Consider the following 23,952-nt stretch of genomic DNA (forward strand, 5'->3'; position numbering starts at 1 on the left):
TTACTTTTCAGCGTTGAGGCGGAAGCGCTTGCCCGCCCGGTTGAATTCCAGCTGTTCCGGCGTCAGGTCGAAGCCGACCACGATCTCGAAGTTCGACCCGGCGATCGATTCATCCAGCCGGGGGATTTCGATCCTGTCGAAGGATTCGGTCTTGCCAGCCAGTTTCCGGCCCTTGAAATCGGCCTCGACCGAAAAATACTCCTTGGCCAGCACCTTGCCGTTGCGCCGCGTCACAGCGACGAAATACGGATAGGCATGCTTGTCGGAGGTGGCTGCATCGCCCTTGCCGAAAGCAAAATCCACTTCCATCTGCGCCACCAGCGGGTCATCGTCCGAATAGCGGCAGAACATGCGCACATCGGTGATTTCAGCGGTATATCGGATATTCGTATAGAGTTCTTCGGCACCGTCCACGAACTTCACATAACGGGCGACATCATAAATCGACCCCATCGGCGGGCACGGCCCGGCATTCTGGCGCGTGTCGAATGTCTCGGCGATTTTCGACTGGCATCCGACGAGCATCGCCGCCGCGAGAAGGGTAACAAATATGCGCATGCGTCGGCGTGTCCTTCTTGGCCTGAGGAAAAGGCCTGTCCATCTGTAGCTGGAGATGTGTTAAAGGGCTGCGCGCTTCGGCGCAACGCCGCAGAGGCAGGAGAATATTAAATGACCGACAGGCCTGCCCTGACCATTCGCCTTGCGGCGCCCCGCGGTTTCTGCGCCGGGGTCGACCGAGCGATCCAGATTGTCGAGGAAGCCCTCGGAAAATGGGGCGCACCGGTCTATGTCCGGCACGAAATCGTCCACAATGCCCATGTTGTCAGCCGCCTTGAGGCCATGGGCGCCATATTCGTTGAAGAACTGGACGAATGTCCGACCGACCGGCCGGTCATCTTTTCCGCCCATGGCGTGCCGAAATCGGTGCCCGCAGAAGCCGCTGCCCGCCAGATGATCTATGTCGATGCCACCTGCCCGCTCGTCTCCAAGGTCCATGTCGAGGCCGAACGCCATCATACCGAGGGCCGCGAGATCGTCCTCATCGGCCATGCGGGCCATCCGGAAGTGATCGGCACGATGGGCCAGCTTCTCGGCGGTGGAATCACGCTGATCGAGACCATTGCAGATGTGGAACGCTTCGTACCGAAAGATCCGAAAAACCTCGCTTTTGTTACACAAACCACCCTGTCGGTGGACGATACGGCCGAAATTGTCGCCGCCCTGCAGGCCCGGTTCCCCGAGATCGCCAGCCCCCACAAGGAAGACATCTGCTACGCCACGACCAATCGTCAGGACGCCGTAAAAGTGCTCGCGCCCGGCGCCGGGCTGGTCCTCGTCATCGGCGCCCGCACCAGCTCCAATTCCGTCCGCCTCGTCGAAGTCGCCCTGCGCGCCGGGGCCAGGCGCGCCGAACTCGTCGCCAGCGCCGAAAACATCGACTGGTCATGGTTCGACAATGTTGCCACGCTGGGCCTGACCGCCGGCGCCAGCGCGCCGGAAGACCTTGTCCAGGGTGTCATCGACGCCTGCCGCACGCGTTTTGAGGTGACGCTAGACACGGTCGAAACCGCCCGCGAGTCTGTCACTTTCAAGCTTCCCCGCATCCTTTCCGACTAGGCAGGCACGGCTTGAGACTGGTCCGGGGCGCTGTAACTTACCTGTTTTTCAATGCATAATGCTAATGATTATGTATCGATTTTGCCGTATTGGCAGGCGATCCTGCCCCAGAACCACGAGAGCTGCGTCCCATGGCATTCGACAAGTCAGAACCATCCGAGCAGATGAACGTCCTCAAGCGGCGGGCCAAGCTGTTCCTGCGCCAACTCGCCCGTCCTATCGACCATCAGGACGTGGTCGATCATGTCCGCGAAGAAGGCCAGATGTCGGGCCGCTATATTTTCATGGCGGTCATGTCCTGTGCCATCGCAACTCTCGGCCTCCTGCTCTCCTCGCCTGCGGTCATCATCGGCGCCATGCTGATTTCCCCGCTCATGGGCCCGATCATGCTGATGGGCTTCTCGCTCAGCATCCTTGACCTCCCGGCCATGCGCCGCGCCATGTTCTCGATGGCCTGCGGCGTCGCCGCCTCGATCACGATCTCCTTCCTGATCGTCAAGCTCTCGCCGCTCACCGAGATCACGCCCGAAATCGTCGCACGTACACGGCCGAACTTTTTCGACCTCCTCGTCGCCATTTTCTCAGGCCTCGCAGGCGGATATGCCGTTATCCAGCGCAAGGGCGAAACCATTGTCGGCGTGGCCATCGCCACCGCCCTGATGCCGCCGCTCGCCGTCACCGGCTATGGCCTCGCGGTCGGCTCCATGCAGGTCGCAGGCGGCTCCTTCTTCCTGTTCATGACCAACCTGCTCGCGATTGCCCTCTCGGTCACCGTCCTGTCCCGCCTCTACAGTTTCGGTGCCGGCCACGGCAAACGCAGCACGCTCTGGCAAGGCGCGCTGATCCTGTCCGTCTTCGCTGCGCTCTCCGTCCCGCTCGGGCTCGCCCTGCGCGACATTGCCTATGAGACGACGGCCATCAACACGGTCAAGTCGGCCCTGCTCAATCCTTTTTCCGACCATGACTCCCGCGTGTCGGATGTATCGGTGACCTTCCCGAAAGGATCGGAGATCCGCGTCGATGCCACCGTGCTCACCCGCACCCGCGTACCGGATGCCGAAACCGTCCTCGCCGCCGATCTCACAACTCGCCTTGGCCGCCCGGTCGCGGTCAATCTCGGCCAGGTGCTGATCGACGAGGACAAGACACTCGAAGCAGAGGCCTATCTGCGCATGGCGGACTCATCGATCGCTGCGCCGCTGCGCGCCGAAATCTCCCGGCTCGAAAGCCTCGGAAAGCTCCGCCAGTCCGAAGCCGAGCTGCGCGCCGCCGTTCCGTTCCAGCTTGCCGCGGCAGACATCGACGCCGAACACAAAACCGCCAAACTGATCGCCGCACCGCATGATGGCCTGTCGATCTCGGCCTATCGCACCATGGAAGAAGGCCTGAAAACCAACTTCCCGAACTGGACGATCCACATCGTTCCGCCGGTCGCCGAACTGCCGCTGATCGCATTCGACAATGGCGAGAACACGATCTCGCCAGCCGGCGAGTCCGTTCTCGGTGACAGTATCTGGGCGCTTGAACGCTGGTCGTCGAAATCGGTCGAAGTCGTCGGCTATGCGTCGACATCCGGCGCGCTCCAGCGTTTCGACAATCGCACCCTTGCCTATCAACGCGCTGTCACCGTCGCCGACCGCCTCACCCAGGCCGGCTTCACCGCCTCGCCCGTCGGCGAATATCGCGCCTATCGTCAGACTGCCGATGAACGCCAGCTCGGCTACCAGCGCTTCCAGACCGTTCTCATCCGCCCGGGCTCGTAAGACCAGGCGGTCGCAACCGCTTGCAGCATTTGCTGCGGCCCGGCCGTTGTGACAGCGAAGCGGGGCATATTGGCTGAGTCGTGCGGGGTCAGGGGTCGGACGCACCACCGGCAGCCGCGGCCTGAAAGTAGTTCGCGACCTCACCCAGCCATTCCAGGCGCGCCTGCAACATCGCGCGAGCACCTTCGTGAACCAGCCATTCAATGTCTTCGCCCGCTGATTTCAGGCGCAGCATTTTTTCGTTGATCGCAGCGAGAGACGTTTGGGTCGTTGCAATCATTCCCTTGATGGCGTTCACGCGCTCATGGCCGCCGAGAAGCATCAGGAAATGCACCCGCGTGCGAATCGGGTCGGCCGAGGCGTCGCCAATCCAGTCCGGAGATTCCATCAGCCAATCTCGGACAGCCTCACGACCGGACGGTGTCACGAATAGTTGCTTGGCCCCTCGCTTGTCGTCGCCGTCCTGCTCGGACCGAATAAGGCCACGCGCGACAAGTCGCCTGATCAGGGGGTAAATCGACCCTGTGCTTGCGCGCCAGGTCGATGCGGCTGACTGCTCGAAGCTCATGCGCACGTAATAGGCCGTACAAGGCCCGTCCCGCGCAATGAGGGCAATCACGCATGCCTCCAGCTCTGTCATGATGCCTTGTCTGCCTCCGGGGCCACTTGCCGTTTTGGATTGCTTGGCTATTATAGTGCGAAACGCACTATTGCAAGGATTGTGTGATGACCATGAAATCGAGTCGTATCCAGCGTCCGGCAACGCTGGTCCTGTGGGCAGCGCCGCTCATCCTGGCACTGGCGATACCGGGAGTGGGAGTCCTCTGCTCCCTCGCAATTGTCCTCGCCGCGCTGGTTTTTCATCGCGATGCGCGCAGTGCAGCCCTGCCTCTTTGGAAACGCGGACCAGTAACGTCGCTCCTGCTCGGCCTGACTATCGGCTTGGTCACGCATTTCACCATGTCGACCATGATCGAACCGGCCTTGCAGAATGTCTTCAACCAGCCTGTTGATCTCAGCAATTTCGATGCGGTCGAAGGCAATCTCACGAACTATTTGGTATTGTTAGCCGTCGGATTGCTCTTCGGCGGCATCGCCGAGGAGCTGGTTTTCCGCGGCTATATTATCGGCTGGGGCACGCGCCTGTTCGGATCGCGCGCAGGCCCCCTGCTCGCAATTGCCTCTGCGGTCGTATTCGGGTTGGCCCATCTCTACCAGGGCCTGCCCGGTGTTGTCGCCACGGGTCTGGTGGGCCTGGTTTTCGGGATCACCTATCTGGCATCCGGGCGCCGGCTCGCACCGGCCGTCTTCACCCATATGACAGTCAACCTGCTCGGCATAACCGAGCTCTATCTTGGCCACCCATTCGTCTCGCCTTTGTTCGGCGCCTGACCTGCCGTCATGGTGGAAAGCCTCCACCTTACCCGCCCCCTGCTGGCCTGCGCGTATAATGCGCAGCGATGCCATCCTTTTCCCTCCTCACGCCCCCCTCGGGCGCCGTACGTGCTGGTCCTTATTCAAATTCTCCCGCTGATCTGCCATAAGCGCGCCCATGACCTATACCGTTGCCGCCTTCTACAAGTTCGTTGCCCTGCCCGATTTTGAATCCCGCCAGCCCGCGCTGGCCGAAACGCTTGCCGCTGCTGGCGTGAAAGGCACCGTCCTGCTTGCCTCCGAGGGCGTCAATGGCACCATCGCCGGCAGTGCGGACGCCATCGAAACGGCCCTCGCCGCCCTGCGCGCCTTGCCCGGTTGCGAAACGCTGGAGGCCAAATTCGCCGAGACAGACGAGATGCCTTTCCTGCGCCTGAAAGTGCGCCTGAAGCGCGAGATCGTATCCATGGGCGTGCCCGGCACCGACCCGAACGCGCTTGTCGGCACCTATGTCGCGCCCGCGGCCTGGAACGCCCTGATCTCGGATCCCGATACCGTGCTCATCGATACGCGTAACGATTACGAAGTCGCCATCGGCACGTTCGAAGGCGCCATCGACCCGCAGACAAAGACCTTCCGCGAATTCCCTGACTGGTTCCGCGACTTCCGGGCAAAACTGGAAGCGGAAGGCCGCACGCCAAAAGTGGCCATGTTCTGTACCGGCGGCATCCGCTGCGAGAAGGCCACCAGCTTCGTCAAGGCCGAAGGCATCGACGACGTTTTCCACCTTGAGGGCGGCATCCTGAAATATCTCGAGACGGTGCCGGAATCCGACACCAAATGGCAGGGCGAGTGTTTCGTCTTCGACGAGCGCGTTTCGGTCCGCCACGACCTCACCCCCGGCTCCTATGACATGTGCCATGCCTGCAAGCGGCCGCTGTCCGAGGCCGACATGGCCCATCCCGCCTATGAGCCCGGTGTCGCCTGTCCGCATTGCATGGGCGAAATGAGCGACGCACAGCGCGCCCGCTTCGCCGAGCGCCAGAAGCAGATCGATCTCGCCAGGGCCCGTGGGCAACAGCATATGGGCCCGGAGGCGCGCCGGAACGAGGACGCATGAACCTTCCAGTGCTCTACACATTCCGCCGCTGTCCCTATGCCATGCGCGCCCGCCTCGCCCTCGCCATCAGCGGCGCCAAAGTCCGCGTCCGCGAGGTGGTCCTGCGCGACAAACCGGCCGAGATGCTCGCCGCCAGTCCCAAGGGCACCGTCCCGGTCCTCGTCCTGCCCGATGGCCAGGTCATCGACGAGAGCCTCGATGTCATGCGCTGGGCGCTGGCCCGGAACGATCCCGAAAACTGGCTCGGCGCCGACCCCGCCGAGACTGCTGCGCTGATCGATGAATGCGACGGCCCGTTCAAGCACGCGCTCGACCGGTACAAATACCCGACCCGCTATGACGGCGTTGATCCAGTCGCCCAGCGCGCGGCGGGACTGGCCATCCTGCGGACGTGGGACACCCGTATCACCCCCTCAGGCACCCACTTGCTAGCCCCTCACCGCACCCTTGCCGACATGGCGATTTTCCCCTTCGTGCGCCAGTTCGCCGCCACCGACCGCACATGGTTCGCTACGCAGTCCCTGCCCGCGCTGAAGCCCTGGCTGGAAAACCACCTCGCCAGCCCGCTGTTCAAATCGATCATGACCAAGCACGCCCAATGGCAGCCCGGCGGTGCCGAACCGCTGCTGGCACAGGCCATCTGACCCTCTTGAAAAATTCTGCGGCAGGCGTAAATACGCCGCTCTTCGGTTCGGAGTGTGGCTCAGCCTGGTAGAGCACCGCCTTCGGGAGGCGGGGGTCGGAGGTTCAAATCCTCTCACTCCGACCATTTCCCGGCAACGAAATTACCCCGCCAGCGCGGCTTTCACCGCCGCCAGCGCCTCATCCGCCTTGCCCGCATCCGGCCCACCGGCCTGCGCCATGTCCGGACGCCCGCCACCGCCCTGGCCGCCGAGTGCGGCTGCGGCAAGCTTCACAAGGTCCACCGCCGAATATTTTGCGGTCAGGTCGGCGGTAACACCGATCGCGACCCCGGCCTTGCCATCGGCCACGCCGACAAAGACCACGACGCCGGACCCGATTTTTGCCTTGGCCTCGTCAACCAGCGCGCGCAGGTCCTTGCCGCCGACGCCTTCCGCGACCCGCGCGATCAGGTTGACGCCATTGACCACTTCCGGCCCCGCAGGCGCGCCGCCGCCTCCGCCCATGGCCAGCTTGCGCTTGGCATCGGCCAGTTCCTTCTCCAGCGCACGGCGTTCTTCCGTCAGGACGGTGACCTTGCGCGGGACATCCTTGAGAGGCACTTTCAGGTTCTCGGCCAGGTCCTCGGCAATCCGTGCGCGGCCCTTGAGATAGGCCAGCGCCTCGGCGCCGGTTGCTGCTTCGATCCGTCGAACGCCAGCGGATACACCGCTCTCGGACGTAATCACGAACACGGCGATGTCGCCTGAACGATCGACATGCGTGCCACCGCAAAGTTCGACCGAATATGCCTTGCCGTCGCCCTTGCCCATCGACAGGACGCGGACTTCATCTCCGTACTTCTCGCCGAACAGGGCCAGCGCGCCTGCCTCGATGGCTTTCTCTGGCGACGTCACCTTGATGTCGGTCGCAGCGTTCTGGCGGATCACGGCATTGACCTGGTCCTCGATGGCCTCAAGCTCCGCCGCCGACACCGGCGCGCCGTGCGAGAAATCAAACCGCAGGCGGTCGGCTTCGACCAGCGAGCCTTTTTGCGTGACGTGCTCACCGAGCACATTGCGCAGGGCGGCATGCAGCAGGTGGGTTGCGGAATGGTTCGCCATGATGGCGCGCCGCCGCGTCGCGTCGACATGCAGTTTCGCCTTCGCACCAAGCTTGGCCGAGCCGCTGACGAGTTCGCCGACATGGACATTCACATCGCCAGCCCGCTTCTGCACGTCGCGCACGATGAAGCGCGCGCCGCCGTCGAACGTGATCTCGCCATGGTCGCCGGCCTGGCCGCCGCTCTCGGCATAGAAGGGCGTCGCGTCGAACACGAGTTCGGCTGCGCCCGGCTGGAGCGTGTCGACCAGTGCGCCGCCAGAAGCGATGGCAACAAGCTTGCCCTGCCCCTCGGTGCCGGAATAGCCGCCGAACTTCGTGGCGCCGGATTTCTCACGCACGGCGAACCAGATGTCATCGGTTGCTGCATCGCCTGACGAGAAGCCCGCGCTGCGCGAACCTTCGCGCTGGACATCCATCGCAGCATCGAAACCGGCCGTATCGACCGACATGCCGCGCGCCCGCAGGATATCCTGCGTGAGGTCGAGCGGAAAACCGAACGTGTCATAGAGGCGGAAGGCCGTGTCGCCTGACAAGGCATCGCCTTTGCCAAGGCCGGTCGTTGCCTCCTCGAGCAGCGAAAGGCCGCGCCCGAGCGTACGCTGGAAGCGGGATTCTTCCTGTTCGAGGGCCGATTCGATCGCGGCTTTCGCGCGGCCCAGTTCCGGATAGGCCTTGCCCATTTCGCCGATCAGGGCTGGCGTGAGGCGGTGCATCATCGGTTCGCGGGCGCCAAGCAAATGGCCGTGGCGCATGGCGCGTCGCATGATGCGGCGCAGGACATAGCCGCGCCCTTCATTCGAGGGCAGCACGCCATCGGCGATCAGGAAAGCGGAGGTACGCAAATGGTCTGCAATCACACGGAACGACGCCAGATGGTCGCCTGCCGCCTTCGCGCCATAGAGGGCCTCTTCCGCCTTGATCAGGTTTGCGAAGAGGTCGATCTCGTAATTGTTGTGCACGCCCTGCATCACCGCCGCGATGCGCTCGAGGCCCATGCCGGTATCGATCGACGGCTTGGGCAATGGCTTGCGCGATCCGTCCGCCGACTGGTCGAACTGCATGAAGACCAGGTTCCATATCTCGATGAAACGGTCGCCATCCTCGTCCGGGCTGCCGGGAGGGCCGCCGGCAATCTTGTCGCCGTGATCGTAGAAGATTTCCGAGCACGGCCCGCAGGGGCCGGTATCGCCCATGGACCAGAAATTGTCCGATGTACCGATGCGAATGATCCGGTCGTCGGACAATCCTGCAACTTTTTTCCACAGCGCGGCGGCTTCGTCGTCCTCGGCATAGACGGTTACGAGCAGGCGCTTCGGATCGAGACCGAACTGTTTGGTCACCAGCTCCCAGCCATAGACGATCGCCTGTTCCTTGAAATAGTCGCCGAACGAGAAATTGCCGAGCATCTCAAAGAATGTGTGGTGACGGGCCGTATAGCCGACATTGTCGAGGTCATTGTGCTTGCCGCCAGCCCGGACACACTTTTGCGACGTGGTGGCGCGCGGCGCGAACGGGGTTTCGGCGCCAGTGAAGATGTTCTTGAACGGGACCATGCCCGCATTGACGAACAGCAGGGTCGGATCGTTCTGCGGCACAAGCGGCGCAGAGGCGCGGCGCGCATGTCCCTGCTTCTCGAAAAAGGAGAGGAAAGCTTCGCGGATATCGTTGACGCCGGTCATGTTCAGTGTCCTAGCCGAAATTATTCATGTGCGGCGAGGACAGTCCTGCGCCGGTTCCAACCGGCGATATAAAGGTCCCTTTGCGGCGCGCCAAGCCGGGTGCGCCACAAAGGGACAAGATCAGGTGAAAGACCTGACTGCAAACCAAGCCCTGAACTGCCTGTTTTCAGGCTTTTCAGGGCGCAGAACGGGGCTGGTCAGCCTTTGGCTGCATCCGGTTCGATATCGTCATCCGAGCCCGCTTCCATGCCTGCCGTAAGGAGTTCGTCGGCGAGGAGACCCGCATTCCGGCGAATCAAATCCTCGACCTCGTCGGCTATGGCCGGGTTTTCCTTCAGGAAGGTCCGCGTTTTCTCACGTCCCTGGCCCATGCGTTCACCCTTGTAGGAATACCATGACCCCGACTTCTCGATGACTTCCGCCTTGACCCCGAGGTCGATCAGCTCGCCGGTCTTGGAAATGCCTTCGCCATAGATGATGTCGAACTCGACCTGCCGGAATGGCGGGGCCACCTTGTTCTTGACCACTTTGACGCGCGTCTGGTTGCCGATGACCTCGTCACGGTCCTTGATCTGGCCGATGCGGCGGATATCAAGACGGACCGACGCATAGAATTTCAGCGCATTGCCGCCAGACGTGGTTTCCGGGCTGCCGAACATGACACCGATCTTCATGCGGATCTGGTTGATAAAGATCACGGTACATTTCGATTTCGAAATCGAACCGGTGAGCTTGCGCAGGGCCTGGCTCATCAGGCGCGCCTGCAGGCCGGGAAGGGAATCGCCCATCTCGCCTTCAAGTTCCGCGCGCGGGGTGAGCGCAGCCACGGAGTCGATGACCAGCAATTCCACTGCGCCGGACCGTACCAGCGTGTCAGCAATTTCCAGCGCCTGTTCGCCGGTGTCCGGCTGCGAGATAAGGAGATCATCCAGATCGACGCCCAGCTTGCCAGCATAGACCGGGTCCAGCGCGTGTTCGGCATCAACAAAGGCGCACACACCGCCATTCTTCTGCGCTTCAGCCACACAATGCAGGGCCAGCGTCGTCTTGCCCGAGCTTTCGGGGCCGTAGACCTCGATGATCCGCCCGCGCGGAATGCCGCCAATTCCCAGCGCAATGTCGAGACCGAGCGAACCGGTCGAAACCGCTTCGATGTCCATGACCTTGCGATCGCCAAGGCGCATCACCGAGCCCTTGCCGAATGCACGTTCAATATTACCTAGAGCCGTTTCAAGAGCCTTCTGCTTATCCACACCGGATTCCTTATCCACTAGTTGAAGCGCTGGTTTGGCCATGAGTCGTCTCCTTAGGTCCACTATGGGGGTCAGTTTGGCAAGGCCCCCTATTGCCGTCCATGTTCCGCATGTACCATGTTTGTTCTCAAGAACAAAGCAGAAACTTCCTGTCCGCTGCACCTTTTCTTTTCCGCGCCGATCAGGCATGGTGGTGACATGTTGACCCGATCCAACCGACAGGCGGGCGAAGCGCGGCTTCGCTACCTAGATGCTGACGTCCAGGTGCTTGCACCGGGCGATTTTGTTGTGTGCGCCGTAACCGGCCGGAAGATCCCGCTGCAGGCCCTGCGCTATTGGAGCGTCGACCTGCAGGAAGCCTATTGGGACGCCGCAGCAGCCGGCACCCGCATGGTGCCCGCCAAGGGATGATGCTGCGCGAACTCCTGCTGGCGGTCGTGATGTGTTCAGGAGCGTGCGCACAAGTACCTGCCGCCGACGAACGCCAAGCCGCGACCCCAGCCTCCCCGACCTGCGGCGGCGCCCTCAAGCAGGGCGGCCTTGTCGTCTGTTACGCGGCCCCCGGCGAAACGATGACGGTCGCTGGCGTGAAACAGGTGGTTGATGACACCGGCACGGCCCAGTTCGGCATCAATACCAGCGCACCCCCCGTGATTGGCTGGTCTGCTGCGAGCGGCGCCTATGGCGACCTGGCCATTGCCGCGCGTGACGATGAATTCCGCACGATCACAGGTTTCGATTGCGACAAGGTCGATGCCCGCTCGCCCGAACAGAAGGCGCATGCCGCGCGCAGCTGGCAGGCCAAGCAGGCCGCCTTTGCCAGCCTGAATCCTGGCGTCGGCGCCCTCCACGGCTTCATCAGGCCAGCCAGTGTGCCTGCCTCGTCGCCCTTCGGCCCGACACGAAAATATATCGGCGTCTCGAAAGTTACCGGCAAGCCGTGCGAAAAAACCTCCGTCCACCAAGGCTATGACATGGCCGCTCCCGTCGGCACGCCGGTTGTGGCGCCCGCAGCGGGCATGGTCATCCTTGCCGACCCGGACCTCTATTATGAAGGTGGCGCCGTGTTCCTCGATCACGGGCACGGTCTGACCTCGGTGTTCATGCACCTTTCCGAAGTCGATGTTTCCACCGGCGATGTGGTGAAGCGCGGGGACCTGCTCGCCAAGACCGGCAATACAGGCCGCACGACCGGTCCGCACCTTCACTGGGCCGTCAAATGGCGCAATGTCGCGAACGCTGACCGCAGCGGCGATTTCTATATCGACCCGGCCCTGCTGCTGGACTTGCCGGTGTCCGATCCAGAATGACCAACTAGGTGGGGCATCCTGCGGCTTTTTTCGGTGCAGTTGATGCGGGTCAATGCGCTCAGACTGCGAGTGCGGGATACTTGCTCCAACAAAGGAGCAGTTCAGATGTCCCATACAGGAATCAGTGTCCTCGACAACGCCACGCAGGACGTCAATATTTGGCTCAACGACGTGTCCAGGCATGCGCATTGGGAAGACAAGAACCGCAGCTATCGCTTGCTGCGCGCCACCTTGCATACTCTCCGCGACTGGCTCAGCGTCGATGAAGCCGCCGATCTGGCCGCCCAGCTGCCGATGCTTGTCCGCGGCATCTATTATGAAGGCTGGAACCCGTCGGCGACACCTGTGCCAGAACGCAAGCTGGAACAATTCTACGAACGCGTTCAGCACGAATTCAGAACCGATCCACTGAAGAACCCGCAACTTTGCGTGTCCGCCGTGTTCGCAGTGCTCAGCGAACGTATTTCGAAAGGCGAGATCGACCAGGTCAAGAACTCCATGCGCAAGGACTTGCGCAACCTCTGGCCTGCGACCTAGGTCACAGCGCCGCTCACTCCCAGACGCATCAGTCCGTCCGCCAGACGACGTCGCTCGCGCCGACAAATCGCGCCATGCGGCCGAGTTCGGCATCCAGCTTTGCCTGACGCGCATCGGTCCATTTCACGCCCGGCTCGGGCCACAGCTGGTGCACGCTAAGCTCGCCCTTGTCGCGGTCCGACTTCACCTCGATCCGCCCGACGAACCGGTCGCCCTCCAGCAGCGGATAGACATAATAGCCCCATTGGCGCTTGGCGGCGGGCACGAAAATCTCAACCCGGTAGTCGAAACCGAACAAGCGCGAAAGGCGGGTGCGATCGCGGATCACAGGGTCGAACGGATTGAGGATGCGCAGGCGCGACGTCGGCGCCGGGACGGCTGATAGGCGCGCTTCGATATCCGGAAGGGCAAGCGCTGCGTTCCACGTGCCGTTCGAGGATTCGACTTCCACCGGCACGAGTTCGTCGGCATTCGCCGCCGTCCACGCCTTCACTTCCGGCAAGTCCGCTGCCGCCCAGAAGCGCTGCACATCGCCTTCCGTCCCGAAGGCCAGCCGCGCCAGCGCTTCGCGGCAAAGCCAGTCGACCTGTGCCGCGTCGCTGTGCTCAGCCTCACGCATGTCATCCGGGATCACGCGATGCGTCAGGTCGTAGTATTTGGTGAAATTCTCCCGGTGCGACGTCGAGAGCTCGCCCGCATACCACATGTAATCGAGCGCCAGCTTGTGCGGCGGGCGGCGCCACATTTCGCGCTTGCCCGCGATCTTGGTGTCGAACGCCTTGGTGCTGAGCGGGCCTTCCGCCTCGATGCGTGCGCGAATACCGGCGCGACCATCTTCGTCCAGCATGCCGCGATGCCATTCCCAGCCGCGCACCTTTTCCTCGAGCCGGCGGAACTGGCGGCGCCACATGGGATAGAAATCCATCGGGATGAGCGAGGCGTCGTGAGTAAAATGCTCGAACACATGCCGATCGCGAGCGAGGCATTTTTCCAGCATCGGTTCGCGGAAATTCTGGTTGCGGCTCCACAGGATATGGTCATGCGCGCGCGCGACGACGCGGATCGTGTCGAGCTGGACAAATCCCAGCCCCCGAATGATGCCCGCCAAGTCCAGAGGCCCCGTTGGCGCCGCCGACAGAAGCTGGACATCCAGCCACAGGCGGCGGGCATCCCGGTTGGAAATCCTGAGAGCCATCGACCCGCCTCAGGGGATCAGCAATGTGGCGCCGGTGGTCTTGCCGCTCTCGATGGCACGATGCGCGTCGCCTGCGTCCGACAGGGCAAACCGCTGGCCGATATCGGCTTTCAGGGTGCCATCCTTCAGCGCGCCAAGCAGCAGGCCGGCGCCGCGGGCCAGCGCCTCTGGGGAATCGATGAAATGAAACAGGGTGGGGCGCGTCAGTATCAAGGAGCCGCCCTGCGCCAGCCGGCCCGGCGGCACCGGATCGGGCGCACCGGACGCATTGCCATAGGAAATCATCCAGCCGCGTTTTTTCAGGCTGTTGAGGGACGCCTCGAAACTCACTTTGCCGACACTGTCGAGCGCAACATCCACGCCCTGGCCATCGGTCAGCGCGCGCACTTGCTGGGCAACATTGTCATAGCCGACGATCACATCGCTGGCGCCGGCAGCCCGGGCCATCCCGGCTTTCTTTTCAGACGAGGTGACCGCAATCACCCGCGCGCCAAGGCTGGCCGCCCACGGCACGAGCAGGCTGCCGACGCCGCCGACGGGCGCCCATACGAGCAGCGTGTCGCCCTTTTTGACAGGACGGATCTCGAACAGGAGCATCCAGGCTGTCAGGCCTTTCAGCATTACGGCGGCGGCGTCTTCCTCGCTGACGCCATCCGGCAGGGGCAGCAGCATGGCGGCCGGCGCCGTCACATGCGTTGCATAGGTGCCCGATGCCACATAGCCGACCCGGTCGCCGGGTTTCACATGGGTCACGCCCTCGCCGACAGCCTCGACGATGCCAGCCCCCTCGCCGCCCGGCGTGTACGGGAACTTCACCGGATAGAGACCGGTGCGCTGGTAGGTGTCGATGAAATTGAGGCCAACCGCCGACTGGCGGACCAGGGCCTGTCCGGGGCCGGGCTGTTTCGGTTCGAAGGCTTCCTTCGTGAGAACCTCCGGGCCGCCGGTTTCATGAATGCGGATGGCGTAAGGGTGGGTCATCTAGTGGTCTCCGTTGGCGATCGCGTTGCCCCGCGCGCGGATGTTGAGCAGTTCCACGGCGAGCGAGAAGGCAATCGCAAAATAGAGGTAGCCACGGGGGATGTGGAAGCCGAGACCGTCGGCAACAAGGGCCACGCCGACAAGAAGGATGAAGGACAGGGCCAGCATCTTAGTGGTCGGGTGCTCGCCGATGAATTTGGCGAGCGGGTCTGCCGCCACGGCCATGACGATGGTCGACAGGACAACCGCGCTGACCATCACGACCAGGTCGTCCGTCATGCCGACCGCCGTGATGACGCTGTCGAGCGAGAAGACGGCATTGATGACGAAGAGCTGGATGATGACTGCCGAGAACCCGCTCTTGGCATCGCTTTCCTCATGGCCCGTGCCTTCGACAGCGGCGTGAATCTCTTCGGTGCCCTTCCACAGCAGGAACAGGCCGCCGCCCAGCAGGATCAGGTCCTTCAGGGTCACATCCTCGACATGGTGCATAAGCGCCTCATCGCCGCCGGACAGAATCTGCGCGAATGCGTGCGGCATCTGGAAAAGGGCATTCTTGTCGAGGCCGATGATGACGAAGATCAGCGACAGCATGGCAACGCGCAGAATCATGGCGCCCCAGATGCCGATTCGGGTCGCTTGCGCCTTCTCCTTGCCCTGCAGCTTGCCGGTTGCAATCGACACGAACAGGAGGTTGTCGATCCCGAGAACGACTTCCAGGAAGGTCAGCGTGGCGAGACTTCCCCAGAAGGCGGGAGAGGCCAGGAATTCGAACATGGCAGGACATCCTCTTTTTTGGGAATCGGAGAGGCTGCAGTGAAGCGGAGCAAAGGGTGGATAGCAAGACCGACTCGCGCTGCACTGGCAGCATGAACCAGCGACTTGTCTTCACCTGCGGCGTCGATGAGGCCGGGCGCGGCCCCTGGGCCGGGCCGGTCACGGCAGCCGCCGTCGTGCTCGACCCCGCCGCGCCGATCGAGGGGCTGACCGATTCCAAAGCCCTCAGCGAAGCCAGGCGCGATGCCCTGGCCCCGCTGATCCGCGAGCGGGCGCTGGCCTTCTGTGTCGCCCATGCCAGCGTCGCGGAAATCGACACCATGAACATTCGCGAAGCCACTTTCCTGGCCATGACCCGGGCGGTAGAGGGCGTGGCCGATCAATGCGCCCTCGGCATGATCCTGATCGACGGCAATGCATTGCCGAAACGCCTGCCCTGCGAGGCCCGCGCCATTGTGAAGGGCGACCTGACCGAGCCGGCCATTTCGGCCGCATCGATCCTCGCCAAGACGGTGCGCGACGCCCTGATGCAGGACCTTGATGCACGCCATCCCGGCTATGGTTTTGCCCGCCACAAGGGCTATGGCACGGCGGCGCATGCTGAAGCCCTGACCCGCCTCGGCCCCAGCCCTGCGCACCGCACGAGTTTCCGGCCCGTGCGCGCGGCGATGCTGGCCGGCTGATCCAAAGCTTAATCCGGCGTTAACCAACGCTGTTTCAGGCTGCCACTTTGGGGACGGAGACGAAGCTCATGTGGATATTGTTTGGTTGGCATACCTGGTTCGGCGAATCCGGCCGGCCTTACCGCTTCAAGATCACGCTGACGCCGAAAGGCCTGCCCGATGGCGGCGGCATCTATATCTTCGTCCAGAGGCGCTTCGTATTCTTCCTGTTCCCGCTCTATATCGGCAAGGCGACCAATTTCCGCTCGCGCCTGATCGGCCATGAGCGCTGGTGGGAAGCCTGGTGGAAGCGCGGCGCGACCGAACGCCATGTGCTCGTGATCGACAAGGCGAACGACCGGGCGCGGATCGAGGAAGACCTGATCCGCAATTACCAGCCGAAGATGAACGATATCCTCGTCCCGCGCGGCGCGGATGATGCACCGAACAACAAGCGCCTGCGCCGCTGGTGGCGTTTCAAGCGCATGTTCCGGATCCCCTTTTTCAGCTGAACGCCGCGTCCAGCACGCACGGCGCCTGAGGGGGCGCTTGGGGTGAGGTCTGGGTGTTGTGCGGTGGGGGTATGGGTCAGGTATCGGGGATGTTGACCCCGTATTCCCGGCGAAAGCCGGCATAGTCGACAGTACATCCGGACAGAATGGCCTGAGGCCCCGGCATTCGCCGGGAACATGGGAACGGGGCATCTGTCAGCGCGCGCGCCAGTCCGTCCGAGACGGGTGCACGAAAAGCGCACGAAGGATGCCCGGAGAAATCGTCCGAGAGCTGGATGACCACGACCCGCCCGTTCCACATCACGCCCCACAGCATCTGGCTGCCGGGACCACCGGCGGCGCGGAACCATTGTTTCAAACGCCGTATGCGCCAGAAGATCAGCGGCCAGATCGGCCACAGGTACCAGGGCAGGCCGGGCATGGGAGTGAGGAGGCTGAAAGATGGCATCGCGGCGTATTATACACCGAGTGCGGCAGGGTGAGGATAAGAGCAGCGCTGTGCCCCAAAACGAACGTCGCCTGTGGGCCAAAGGCAGACATTGGAAAAGCGGCGTTCAACGATCGTTATTGGCCCTTACGCGTCATCGAACGCGGTTGCTCGGAGTGGCTGGATGATCCCGATTGCAGACGTTTCAAGTTGGCACATGAGAGATCGAGATTGGTTTTCCTCGTGTCCTACTGAAGGCTGTATTTGGTTTCACACGAAAGAAAGCCAACCGCGTTACGGCCAGATCCAAAGACGCAATTGATAACAAATACCCATATCAGAAACCGAGTGCTGGAGCCGCAGGACCGCCGGGTTGGCGAATGGCTCACTACTCGGCGGCTTGCACCAACGCTAACAGTTTCTCCACGCTGCGCGCCGGGTCGGCAGGGTCATCCTTGATCCCAATATCGGGCACAAGGCCGCGCGTTCCCTCTTCGCCGCTGGCGCGGGTAAAGACATAGAGCGGAGCGAGCACTTCCAACCCCGTATGCGGCAACACGTCGCTTTGAACCTGGGCTGTCTGGTTGGCTGGACCCTCGGTTTCTTCTCCTGCAATGACAGCGAGGTCGTTATCCTGCACTGTGGCGGCAAAGACGACGGCCTGAGAATAGGTAAGTTTGCCAATCAATACGTAGACGCGCCCTTCGAACGGCTTCGGTGGCTCCGATGCTAAGCGAGTCATTTGCCGTAAAGGCACGGTGACCACCGTGCCGAGCGAGGCTCCAGGCAAACGAGCCGCGTTTTCCTCTGTCACTCGCGCTGTTATGCGCGCGGTGGTGGCGACGGACTCACTCGAAAGATAGCCAATCAGCAGGTCGGACAGATCGCGGGCGCCACCGCCGTTATCGCGCAGATCGATGATTAAAGTGTTTGCGCCAGACAGACGGATGTCGTCAAAAGCACGTTCGAGAAATGCTGCAAACTGCGTGCTATACTGCAACTCAAATGTGGGCACATTCAGCAGCGCCGCGCCGTGACCCAAGCGCTCATATTGGAATCCAGGATCGTCGCTGACCTCGTTCACGCCCAATTTCATTGTCACAGTTTGGCGCGTGCCGTCCTGATTCAGTAAGCTGACACGATACTTATCGAAGCCGCCATAGGCGAGCCAAAAATATTCGGCGAAATAGCGCTCCATGATCAGGCGCTGCAATTCCGGCGTTTCGCCACGCATGCGCGGAGCGAGTCGCGCGACAATGCTTTGCGAGTCGATGTTATTGATTTCGAGTATTTGCGCGCCGGGAGCAGCGCCCATTTCTGCTTCCGCATTATAGGCAATGCGCAAAATTCCGCCCTGACCGATGGTCACGGGCGCGGGGAACAGGCGTCCGCCGTCAGCTTGATAGGATTCGATGGCAGCCACAGGACGTCGCAGGCCCGTATGAGCATCACCGAACAGAGGATTTACAACTGCCATCGCCATCCACGCTTCAGGCAAACTCATAAACGCAGGTAGCGAGGCGCGCACTTGCTGGGCTTTTGTACTAATCGCTTCGAAGTCCGCACTGCGAGCAATATCTGGGTGCGTGCTGGTGATAAACTCCAGAAGCGCTTCGTAGTCTTCCTCGATCTCAGCGCGGGTGAATTGTGGAGTATCAGGCGTTGACGCCGTAGCGCATGCTGTAAGCATGATGGCTGCAGTGAGCAGCGTGGACATCACCAGTTTCATTGTTTCACCCTTTTTGCATTGCGGCGGTTGGAGGAAGTTGGGCCTTTCGCAATGCGCTCCTCCAGCGGGCAACGAACCAGCTCCTCCATCGCTGCAAAAACGACCTCAGATAAATCGGTGCCAATCTCGGTGTATAGCTCTCGAAATGCTTTATCTGCGTCCCGAAGGACGTCTGCCAGCAGCTGCGCTTCCGTTCTGCCCTTTGGCGACAATGCCAGCACACTGCGCCGTCCGTCGCGCGGGTCGCTATTGCGCTCGACAAGGCCTAATTCAAGGAGCGCCTCTACACGTTGTGTCGCCAACTGGTGCGGCTGACGCAGTTCGCGCGCGATATCCGCCGTCGAGAGGCCGCTCCGTTCACTTATCAACAACATCGTTGACGCGGTGGTTGAGCGGAACGTCGCGCCCCGCGAACGCAACAACGCTTCTCCCTGATCGACAATAAGGTCTACCAACCGGCCGAGCCGATTTCCAATAAATGCCTCGCGCGCTGCGTGGCAATCTACAAAAGAAAGAAATGGGCCCGACATATACAACATATTGTACAATATATTGTATATGTCAAGCAGTGTGCTTTCACCCGCACAGATTGGATTTCTACTTGCAGCCAATCTCGGTCGCGAGTTTGTCCGATCACGAATGTCTGCTTCTACGCCCGCAGCGGTCGTTAGACGCAACAAGCGGTATGACTGTGTTTTGGCGAGTCCCAGACGGCCACACAATCTATGCCCAATGACCGAAATCGGATTGTTGAAGCCATTTAGTATTTTATGCCGGACATCGCGATACCTCCCTCTCACTCTGGAAGAGGTGGACCAGCGCCCGCAGGGCGTGGGAGGTGAGGGGGTGGCAAGGGTGCGGTATGGCACAGGGCGATTAATTCCCGCCCGCTTCCCGTGGCAAAGCTGCGCGCCATGGCTGATACAACCGCACCCCTCGCCCCGCCCTTGTTTGCCGACGCCCCGTCATCGGTGAATTTCAAGAAGCTGCGCAAGCGGCTGGTGCGCGGCGCGCTGAAGGCCGTGGACGATTTCAAGATGGTCGACCGGCGCGCGGTGGATGCCGGTGACAAGCCCCGCCCGAAATGGCTGGTCTGCCTGTCGGGCGGCAAGGATTCCTACGGCCTGCTGGCGGTTCTCATGGACCTGCAATGGCAGGGCGCGCTGCCGGTGGACCTGATTGCCTGCAACCTGGACCAGGGCCAACCAGGCTTTCCAAAACATGTCTTGCCGGACTGGCTGGACACGACCGGCGTCAAATACCGGATCGAGACGGAAGACACCTATTCCATCGTCACCGAAAAGGTCGAGGCAGGCCGCACCTATTGTTCCATGTGCTCGCGCCTGCGCCGGGGCATCCTCTACCGGATCGCGCGGGAGGAAGGCTGCGAGGCCATCGTGCTGGGCCATCACCGCGACGACGCGCTGGAAACCTTCATGATGAATTTCGTGCATGGCGGGCGCCTGGCCGCGATGCCGCCGAAACTGCTGAACGACGAGGGCGACTGCTTCGTGCTGCGCCCGCTGATCACGGCGGCGGAAGACGACCTGGCGAAGTTTGCCGAGGCGATGGCCTTCCCGATCATTCCCTGCAACCTGTGCGGCAGCCAGGACGGCCTGCAGCGCGTGGCGATGAAACAGATGCTGGACGAGTGGGAACGCAAGAAGCCCGGCGTGCGGCAGGTCATGGCGCATGCGCTGGCCACCGTGCGCCCAAGCCATTTGCACGACCCGCGCGTGTTCGACTTTGCCGGGCTGGAGATCGGCGGCAAGGGCGAGGACGACCCGAACGTGCCGTTCTAGCCTTCTGAAGGCACGTCGGGGGCCTGGACGAACAGCAGGATGATGCCGCTGGCCATGGAATACTGGAACGCGCCTGTCATCGCCGCGGCGCCAAGGTCTGTTTGCCACATCTGGAAATAGGCACCGCCCACGGCGAGGAACATGCCGAACCAGACGACCAGCGCCATGGCGCAGCCGAGAATGGCGTATTTCTTGGCCATGTTGAACATGCCGGACGGCTCGTTGCGCGCCCGCACCATGTCGTACGCTCCCTTGAAAGACAGCCCGGCGATCAGGAGTTCGCCTATGATGATGACGCAGAGCGTTGCCACGATCAGCGGGGGCCATGTGATCGCCGGACCGAACGCATTCGGATAAGCGGCATGGCCTTCCATCGGCAGGACGCCGGTGACGAAACTGATCGCCTGCTTGAAATTCACGATATTGTTCAGCCCGTAGAACAGGCCTTGCAGGCCGACAAAAACCACGAGCGCAATTTTCGACATCCGGATCATCATTGCCTCCCCTATCCCAATGTACCGGCGAGGCTACACGCATTTGGCGCGCGAGGCGAATAGCGGCGCCGCGCGGATTGCCCTAGCGCAGGATCTTGCCCCGGCGCACACGCACCACGACCAGCCAGATGCCGGCCAGCGTCAGCACTAGCGACAGGAAGGCGGCGAGTTTCATCCACCACGTGGTGAAGGTTTCGCGCGACGTCCAGTCCATGATGTGCAGCCCCCAGAGCAGGTCAAAGGTGCGCCACAGGCCGGTGCGGACGGCGGCGACATCGCCCGTCTGCGGATCGATCCAGAATGTCGCGGTATCGTTGCCAGCGAACTCGGCGCGCCACATGGCACGGCCATGGCCGCGTCCGGCCTCTCGCGGGGCCGGGTCGACCAGGACCAGGCCAGCCAGTGCGCCGTCGCCCGCCCAGCCGGTTTCGGCCACATCGCGGGCCAGCGCCTCGCTGAGCGGCGAGAGCGGCGTGCCCGTGGCGGCGTCGAACAGCGCCTTGCCCTGAGGCGTCTCGGTTTCATAGGCCGCGCCCGCGAGGAAGGGTTTCAGACGAACCGTTTGCATGTCTGGGCTCATCAGGCCGTCAAGCGGGGCGAAGCCGGCGGCCGGCAGCGCGATGGACGCCGGTGCTGCGGCGCGCAGGTGTTCGCCGCGAACCTGCTCGATCGGAAAGATCGTGAAAAAGAAGCCGGACACGATCCAGAGCAGGACCTGCCCGCCAACCACGAGGCCGAGGATATTGTGGAGACGCGGAATGAGACGGGGGATCGGACGCATGATGTGAACGCAGCTATTGGGCCGGTTCAACTCCCGACTCTACCTTCAATGTGTACGGAATGAATATCTCCAGTTCCAGCGGCCCCGAAGGCTGGGTCACCACCCGGGATTCAAGACCGCCAATCGTGACGGTAGCGGGTTGAAAGCGATTCTGAAGCTTCGAAACTTCTTGCCGAATGTCGGCCAGAAGGTCTTCCCGGTGCTTGTCGGTCCCTCGCACGCCCAGATACTGTTCGTCTCCGAGATAGGCTTCTGAGCGACCAGCCGTTTTTATCCCGAACAGAAACGCCGTCGCGCGTTGCATCAGCAGGTCGAACGTCTCGCCGGGTCTGGTATCAACGCTAAGGGTTAGCGTGAAATGCCCCTGATTGGAGTAAACGTTGTAAATGTCATCGAAGAGAACTGTGTCGATGGGCGCACTGCTCTCTCCGATCTCACCACCAGACAGCTCAAATCCGGCCGTTTCGGCCACGGACTTCTTGAGCCGCCCAAACATGGTCTCAAGCTCGCTTCGGCGCGCGCCGGGATCCCGGCTCGCCGACTGGAAGTTCACTTCGATCAAGACAAAGTCAGCAGGAATGCGGCGATAGATGGCCGTCGCAGCCCGCAAATCGCCAGCATCGACCATGCTCGCAGTAACAGTGACAGTTTGCATGCGACTTTCCTGCGCTTGAGCGGGAAACAAGCTGCCCATTGCCAACAGAAGAAGAGTGATTGCCGCGATACGCATGTGCCCGCCTCCTATACGTTGTTGGACGATCAATGCGATTGGTGCGTGGGTCAAGACCCGTGGTGTCATGGCGCCCCCGGCAGGCATCAACAAAAAAGGCGCGCGGGTTGCCCTGCGCGCCTTCAATTTTGGCTCGAACGTTTTCCCGCGTCTATTTGCGCCAGATGGAGGCCAGTTCGGGAGCTTCCTCGCCGCCTTCATACTTGCGGATTTCGGCGCGGCCGATGACCATGTGGTGGACTTCGTCCGGGCCGTCGGCGAGGCGCAGCGTGCGCTGGCTGGTATACATCTGGGCCAGCGGCGTCCATTGCGACACACCGGCGGCGCCATGCATCTGGATCGCCTGGTCGATGATCTGGCAGACACGCTCAGGCACCATGGCCTTGGCCATCGAGATCCAGACGCGGGCTTCCTTGTTGCCCAGCACGTCCATGGCTTTCGCAGCCTTCAGGACCATCATGCGCATGGCTTCGATTTCGATGCGGGCACGCGAGATGATCTCGGTATTGCCGCCGAGCTTGACCAGCGGCTTGCCGAAGGCCGAGCGGCTGATGCCGCGGCGGACCATCAGGTCGAGGGCGCGTTCACCCTGGCCGATCGAGCGCATGCAGTGGTGGATGCGGCCAGGGCCGAGGCGGAGCTGGGAAATCTCGAAGCCACGGCCTTCGCCGAGCAGCATGTTTTCCTTCGGCACCCGGACGTTCTCGAACTTCAGGTGCATGTGGCCATGCGGGGCGTCCGGATCGCCGAACACGTGCATCGGGCCGACAATCGTGACGCCGGGATGCGGCAGCGGCACCAGGATCTGGCTCTGCTGCTTGTGCGGCTCGGCATTCGGGCTGGTCTTGACCATGGTGATCATGATCTTGCAGCGCGGGTCGCCGGCGCCGGAAATGTAGAACTTCTCGCCATTGAGGACCCATTCGTCGCCTTCGAGGACGGCGGTCATGGAGACGTTCTTGGCGTCCGAGGATGGCAGGCCCGGCTCGGTCATGGCGAAGGCGGAGCGGATCTTGCCTTCGAGCAGCGGCTTCAGCCATTGTTCCTTCTGGGCCGGCGTGCCGACGCGTTCGAGGACTTCCATGTTGCCGGTGTCGGGCGCCGAGCAGTTCATGGTTTCGGACGCCATCGGGTTCTTGCCGAGTTCGGCTGCGATATAGGCGTAGTCGAGGTTGGCGAGGCCTTCGCCGGTTTCAGCGTCGGGCAGGAAGAAGTTCCAGAGGCCCTGCTTCTTGGCTTCGTCCTTGGCCTTCTCAAGGCATTCCAGCTGGCCGGGCGCATAGGACCAGATGTCTTTCTTGCCTTCGCCGAGGCGGTGGAATTCCTCGCTCATCGGATTGACGGTTTCCTTGATGAACTTGCGGACATGATCGTAGAGCGGGCGGGCCGCATCCGACATGCGAAGGTCGTTCAGGTCCGCATTCTGGTCAGCGGCATGTTGTGTGTCTGGCATGGTGTTTCTC

Annotated in this window: 25 protein-coding genes and 1 tRNA gene; 12 read left to right on the forward strand and 14 right to left on the reverse strand. The window is 62.1% G+C overall.

Features of this window, described 5'->3' with window-relative positions:
* A complete protein-coding gene (locus AC0L7I_RS00325) occupies positions 1 to 558 on the reverse strand; it encodes a hypothetical protein (RefSeq protein WP_473397537.1) in 558 nt (185 codons plus the stop codon).
* A gap of 111 nt (positions 559 to 669) precedes the next feature.
* Here AC0L7I_RS00325 and ispH point away from each other — a divergent pair, with 111 nt between their 5' ends.
* Together ispH and AC0L7I_RS00335 are read left to right on the forward strand one after the other, a co-directional pair.
* Positions 670 to 1,617: a 4-hydroxy-3-methylbut-2-enyl diphosphate reductase gene (ispH, locus tag AC0L7I_RS00330; protein WP_473397538.1), complete on the forward strand. Its 948-nt coding sequence runs from the start codon at positions 670 to 672 to the stop codon at positions 1,615 to 1,617.
* 131 nt (positions 1,618 to 1,748) lie between these two features.
* Positions 1,749 to 3,380 (forward strand): DUF389 domain-containing protein, encoded by a 1,632-nt coding sequence (locus AC0L7I_RS00335; protein ID WP_473397539.1) that lies wholly within the window; start codon positions 1,749 to 1,751, stop codon positions 3,378 to 3,380.
* Positions 3,381 to 3,468: 88 nt separating this feature from the next.
* On the opposite strand, the gene AC0L7I_RS00340 is transcribed toward AC0L7I_RS00335, so the two are convergent.
* Positions 3,469 to 4,020 carry a PadR family transcriptional regulator gene (locus AC0L7I_RS00340; RefSeq protein ID WP_473397540.1) on the reverse strand — a complete coding sequence of 184 codons (552 nt, stop codon included), beginning with the start codon at positions 4,018 to 4,020 and terminating at the stop codon, positions 3,469 to 3,471.
* A gap of 86 nt (positions 4,021 to 4,106) precedes the next feature.
* Here AC0L7I_RS00340 and AC0L7I_RS00345 point away from each other — a divergent pair, with 86 nt between their 5' ends.
* From AC0L7I_RS00345 to AC0L7I_RS00360, 4 genes are all read left to right on the forward strand, one after another.
* A complete protein-coding gene (locus tag AC0L7I_RS00345; protein ID WP_473397541.1) occupies positions 4,107 to 4,772 on the forward strand; it encodes a lysostaphin resistance A-like protein in 666 nt (221 codons plus the stop codon).
* A 160-nt stretch (positions 4,773 to 4,932) separates the two neighbouring features.
* The gene (gene trhO, locus AC0L7I_RS00350) at positions 4,933 to 5,874 is read left to right on the forward strand and encodes an oxygen-dependent tRNA uridine(34) hydroxylase TrhO (protein ID WP_473397542.1); all 942 of its coding nucleotides are present in this window, start codon (positions 4,933 to 4,935) and stop codon (positions 5,872 to 5,874) included.
* Positions 5,871 to 6,518 (forward strand): glutathione S-transferase, encoded by a 648-nt coding sequence (locus AC0L7I_RS00355; RefSeq protein WP_473397543.1) that lies wholly within the window; start codon positions 5,871 to 5,873, stop codon positions 6,516 to 6,518. The genes trhO and AC0L7I_RS00355 overlap by 4 nt, the downstream gene beginning before the upstream one ends.
* A 48-nt stretch (positions 6,519 to 6,566) precedes the next feature.
* Positions 6,567 to 6,643, forward strand: a tRNA-Pro gene (locus AC0L7I_RS00360).
* A 16-nt stretch (positions 6,644 to 6,659) separates the two neighbouring features.
* Here the strand turns inward: AC0L7I_RS00360 and alaS are convergent.
* The gene (gene alaS, locus AC0L7I_RS00365) at positions 6,660 to 9,299 is read right to left on the reverse strand and encodes an alanine--tRNA ligase (RefSeq protein WP_473397544.1); all 2,640 of its coding nucleotides are present in this window, start codon (positions 9,297 to 9,299) and stop codon (positions 6,660 to 6,662) included.
* A 197-nt stretch (positions 9,300 to 9,496) separates the two neighbouring features.
* Positions 9,497 to 10,594, reverse strand: coding sequence for a recombinase RecA (gene recA, locus AC0L7I_RS00370; RefSeq protein ID WP_473397545.1), 1,098 nt, complete (start codon positions 10,592 to 10,594; stop codon positions 9,497 to 9,499).
* A gap of 156 nt (positions 10,595 to 10,750) precedes the next feature.
* On the opposite strand from recA, the gene AC0L7I_RS00375 reads away from it, so the two are divergent.
* From AC0L7I_RS00375 to AC0L7I_RS00385, 3 genes are all read left to right on the forward strand, one after another.
* Complete coding sequence (locus AC0L7I_RS00375; protein ID WP_473397546.1) at positions 10,751 to 10,963, forward strand: DUF2093 domain-containing protein; 213 nt, start codon at positions 10,751 to 10,753, stop codon at positions 10,961 to 10,963.
* Positions 10,960 to 11,862, forward strand: coding sequence for a M23 family metallopeptidase (locus AC0L7I_RS00380; protein ID WP_473397547.1), 903 nt, complete (start codon positions 10,960 to 10,962; stop codon positions 11,860 to 11,862). Before AC0L7I_RS00375 ends, AC0L7I_RS00380 begins: the two co-directional genes overlap by 4 nt.
* A 105-nt stretch (positions 11,863 to 11,967) precedes the next feature.
* On the forward strand, positions 11,968 to 12,399 hold the full coding sequence (locus AC0L7I_RS00385) for a DUF2267 domain-containing protein (RefSeq protein ID WP_473397548.1): 432 nt from the start codon (positions 11,968 to 11,970) through the stop codon (positions 12,397 to 12,399).
* 28 nt (positions 12,400 to 12,427) lie between these two features.
* On the opposite strand, the gene AC0L7I_RS00390 is transcribed toward AC0L7I_RS00385, so the two are convergent.
* Genes AC0L7I_RS00390 through AC0L7I_RS00400 form a run of 3 tightly spaced genes read right to left on the reverse strand, consistent with a single transcriptional unit; the run spans position 12,428 to position 15,352 of the window.
* Positions 12,428 to 13,594 carry a winged helix-turn-helix domain-containing protein gene (locus AC0L7I_RS00390; RefSeq protein WP_473397549.1) on the reverse strand — a complete coding sequence of 389 codons (1,167 nt, stop codon included), beginning with the start codon at positions 13,592 to 13,594 and terminating at the stop codon, positions 12,428 to 12,430.
* 9 nt (positions 13,595 to 13,603) lie between these two features.
* The gene (locus AC0L7I_RS00395) at positions 13,604 to 14,575 is read right to left on the reverse strand and encodes a quinone oxidoreductase family protein (protein WP_473397550.1); all 972 of its coding nucleotides are present in this window, start codon (positions 14,573 to 14,575) and stop codon (positions 13,604 to 13,606) included.
* Positions 14,576 to 15,352: a TerC family protein gene (locus tag AC0L7I_RS00400; protein ID WP_473397551.1), complete on the reverse strand. Its 777-nt coding sequence runs from the start codon at positions 15,350 to 15,352 to the stop codon at positions 14,576 to 14,578.
* A 92-nt stretch (positions 15,353 to 15,444) separates the two neighbouring features.
* On the opposite strand from AC0L7I_RS00400, the gene rnhB reads away from it, so the two are divergent.
* On the forward strand, positions 15,445 to 16,035 hold the full coding sequence (gene rnhB, locus AC0L7I_RS00405) for a ribonuclease HII (protein WP_473397552.1): 591 nt from the start codon (positions 15,445 to 15,447) through the stop codon (positions 16,033 to 16,035).
* A gap of 68 nt (positions 16,036 to 16,103) precedes the next feature.
* Positions 16,104 to 16,526 carry a GIY-YIG nuclease family protein gene (locus AC0L7I_RS00410; RefSeq protein WP_473397553.1) on the forward strand — a complete coding sequence of 141 codons (423 nt, stop codon included), beginning with the start codon at positions 16,104 to 16,106 and terminating at the stop codon, positions 16,524 to 16,526.
* A gap of 76 nt (positions 16,527 to 16,602) precedes the next feature.
* Here AC0L7I_RS00410 and AC0L7I_RS00415 read toward each other — a convergent pair whose 3' ends face one another.
* The 3 genes from AC0L7I_RS00415 to AC0L7I_RS00425 form a co-directional block, all read right to left on the reverse strand.
* On the reverse strand, positions 16,603 to 16,974 hold the full coding sequence (locus AC0L7I_RS00415; RefSeq protein WP_473397554.1) for a hypothetical protein: 372 nt from the start codon (positions 16,972 to 16,974) through the stop codon (positions 16,603 to 16,605).
* A 367-nt stretch (positions 16,975 to 17,341) separates the two neighbouring features.
* Complete coding sequence (locus AC0L7I_RS00420) at positions 17,342 to 18,682, reverse strand: S41 family peptidase (RefSeq protein ID WP_473397555.1); 1,341 nt, start codon at positions 18,680 to 18,682, stop codon at positions 17,342 to 17,344.
* Positions 18,679 to 19,221 (reverse strand): MarR family winged helix-turn-helix transcriptional regulator, encoded by a 543-nt coding sequence (locus tag AC0L7I_RS00425; RefSeq protein WP_473397556.1) that lies wholly within the window; start codon positions 19,219 to 19,221, stop codon positions 18,679 to 18,681. The genes AC0L7I_RS00420 and AC0L7I_RS00425 overlap by 4 nt, the downstream gene beginning before the upstream one ends.
* 375 nt (positions 19,222 to 19,596) lie before the next feature.
* Here AC0L7I_RS00425 and ttcA point away from each other — a divergent pair, with 375 nt between their 5' ends.
* Positions 19,597 to 20,484: a tRNA 2-thiocytidine(32) synthetase TtcA gene (gene ttcA, locus AC0L7I_RS00430; protein WP_473397557.1), complete on the forward strand. Its 888-nt coding sequence runs from the start codon at positions 19,597 to 19,599 to the stop codon at positions 20,482 to 20,484.
* Here ttcA and AC0L7I_RS00435 read toward each other — a convergent pair.
* The 4 genes from AC0L7I_RS00435 to AC0L7I_RS00450 all read right to left on the reverse strand — a co-directional run bounded on the left by AC0L7I_RS00435 (position 20,481) and on the right by AC0L7I_RS00450 (position 23,942).
* Entirely contained in the window at positions 20,481 to 20,981 is a 501-nt protein-coding gene (locus AC0L7I_RS00435; RefSeq protein ID WP_473397558.1) for a DUF2165 family protein, read from the reverse strand. The two genes, ttcA and AC0L7I_RS00435, sit on opposite strands and share 4 nt — an antisense overlap.
* Positions 20,982 to 21,060: 79 nt before the next feature.
* Positions 21,061 to 21,759: a PepSY domain-containing protein gene (locus tag AC0L7I_RS00440; RefSeq protein WP_473397559.1), complete on the reverse strand. Its 699-nt coding sequence runs from the start codon at positions 21,757 to 21,759 to the stop codon at positions 21,061 to 21,063.
* 13 nt (positions 21,760 to 21,772) lie between these two features.
* Positions 21,773 to 22,489, reverse strand: a complete 717-nt coding sequence (locus AC0L7I_RS00445) for a hypothetical protein (protein WP_473397560.1) — start codon at positions 22,487 to 22,489, stop codon at positions 21,773 to 21,775.
* Positions 22,490 to 22,640: 151 nt separating this feature from the next.
* Positions 22,641 to 23,942 carry an acyl-CoA dehydrogenase family protein gene (locus AC0L7I_RS00450; RefSeq protein WP_473397561.1) on the reverse strand — a complete coding sequence of 434 codons (1,302 nt, stop codon included), beginning with the start codon at positions 23,940 to 23,942 and terminating at the stop codon, positions 22,641 to 22,643.
* Positions 23,943 to 23,952: the final 10 nt, after the last annotated feature.

This window comes from Hyphomonas sp. J20-32 (assembly GCF_055808555.1).

Bases quoted from the DNA above. Each gene is read 5' to 3' on its own strand.
- AC0L7I_RS00325 (WP_473397537.1), bottom strand. From the start codon at position 558: ATGCGCATATTTGTTACCCTTCTCGCGGCGGCGATGCTCGTCGGATGC.
- ispH (WP_473397538.1), top strand. From the start codon at position 670: ATGACCGACAGGCCTGCCCTGACCATTCGCCTTGCGGCGCCCCGCGGT.
- AC0L7I_RS00335 (WP_473397539.1), top strand. From the start codon at position 1,749: ATGGCATTCGACAAGTCAGAACCATCCGAGCAGATGAACGTCCTCAAG.
- AC0L7I_RS00340 (WP_473397540.1), bottom strand. From the start codon at position 4,020: ATGACAGAGCTGGAGGCATGCGTGATTGCCCTCATTGCGCGGGACGGG.
- AC0L7I_RS00345 (WP_473397541.1), top strand. From the start codon at position 4,107: ATGACCATGAAATCGAGTCGTATCCAGCGTCCGGCAACGCTGGTCCTG.
- trhO (WP_473397542.1), top strand. From the start codon at position 4,933: ATGACCTATACCGTTGCCGCCTTCTACAAGTTCGTTGCCCTGCCCGAT.
- AC0L7I_RS00355 (WP_473397543.1), top strand. From the start codon at position 5,871: ATGAACCTTCCAGTGCTCTACACATTCCGCCGCTGTCCCTATGCCATG.
- alaS (WP_473397544.1), bottom strand. From the start codon at position 9,299: ATGACCGGCGTCAACGATATCCGCGAAGCTTTCCTCTCCTTTTTCGAG.
- recA (WP_473397545.1), bottom strand. From the start codon at position 10,594: ATGGCCAAACCAGCGCTTCAACTAGTGGATAAGGAATCCGGTGTGGAT.
- AC0L7I_RS00375 (WP_473397546.1), top strand. From the start codon at position 10,751: ATGTTGACCCGATCCAACCGACAGGCGGGCGAAGCGCGGCTTCGCTAC.
- AC0L7I_RS00380 (WP_473397547.1), top strand. From the start codon at position 10,960: ATGATGCTGCGCGAACTCCTGCTGGCGGTCGTGATGTGTTCAGGAGCG.
- AC0L7I_RS00385 (WP_473397548.1), top strand. From the start codon at position 11,968: ATGTCCCATACAGGAATCAGTGTCCTCGACAACGCCACGCAGGACGTC.
- AC0L7I_RS00390 (WP_473397549.1), bottom strand. From the start codon at position 13,594: ATGGCTCTCAGGATTTCCAACCGGGATGCCCGCCGCCTGTGGCTGGAT.
- AC0L7I_RS00395 (WP_473397550.1), bottom strand. From the start codon at position 14,575: ATGACCCACCCTTACGCCATCCGCATTCATGAAACCGGCGGCCCGGAG.
- AC0L7I_RS00400 (WP_473397551.1), bottom strand. From the start codon at position 15,352: ATGTTCGAATTCCTGGCCTCTCCCGCCTTCTGGGGAAGTCTCGCCACG.
- rnhB (WP_473397552.1), top strand. From the start codon at position 15,445: ATGAACCAGCGACTTGTCTTCACCTGCGGCGTCGATGAGGCCGGGCGC.
- AC0L7I_RS00410 (WP_473397553.1), top strand. From the start codon at position 16,104: ATGTGGATATTGTTTGGTTGGCATACCTGGTTCGGCGAATCCGGCCGG.
- AC0L7I_RS00415 (WP_473397554.1), bottom strand. From the start codon at position 16,974: ATGCCATCTTTCAGCCTCCTCACTCCCATGCCCGGCCTGCCCTGGTAC.
- AC0L7I_RS00420 (WP_473397555.1), bottom strand. From the start codon at position 18,682: ATGAAACTGGTGATGTCCACGCTGCTCACTGCAGCCATCATGCTTACA.
- AC0L7I_RS00425 (WP_473397556.1), bottom strand. From the start codon at position 19,221: ATGTTGTATATGTCGGGCCCATTTCTTTCTTTTGTAGATTGCCACGCA.
- ttcA (WP_473397557.1), top strand. From the start codon at position 19,597: ATGGCTGATACAACCGCACCCCTCGCCCCGCCCTTGTTTGCCGACGCC.
- AC0L7I_RS00435 (WP_473397558.1), bottom strand. From the start codon at position 20,981: ATGATGATCCGGATGTCGAAAATTGCGCTCGTGGTTTTTGTCGGCCTG.
- AC0L7I_RS00440 (WP_473397559.1), bottom strand. From the start codon at position 21,759: ATGCGTCCGATCCCCCGTCTCATTCCGCGTCTCCACAATATCCTCGGC.
- AC0L7I_RS00445 (WP_473397560.1), bottom strand. From the start codon at position 22,489: ATGCGTATCGCGGCAATCACTCTTCTTCTGTTGGCAATGGGCAGCTTG.
- AC0L7I_RS00450 (WP_473397561.1), bottom strand. From the start codon at position 23,942: ATGCCAGACACACAACATGCCGCTGACCAGAATGCGGACCTGAACGAC.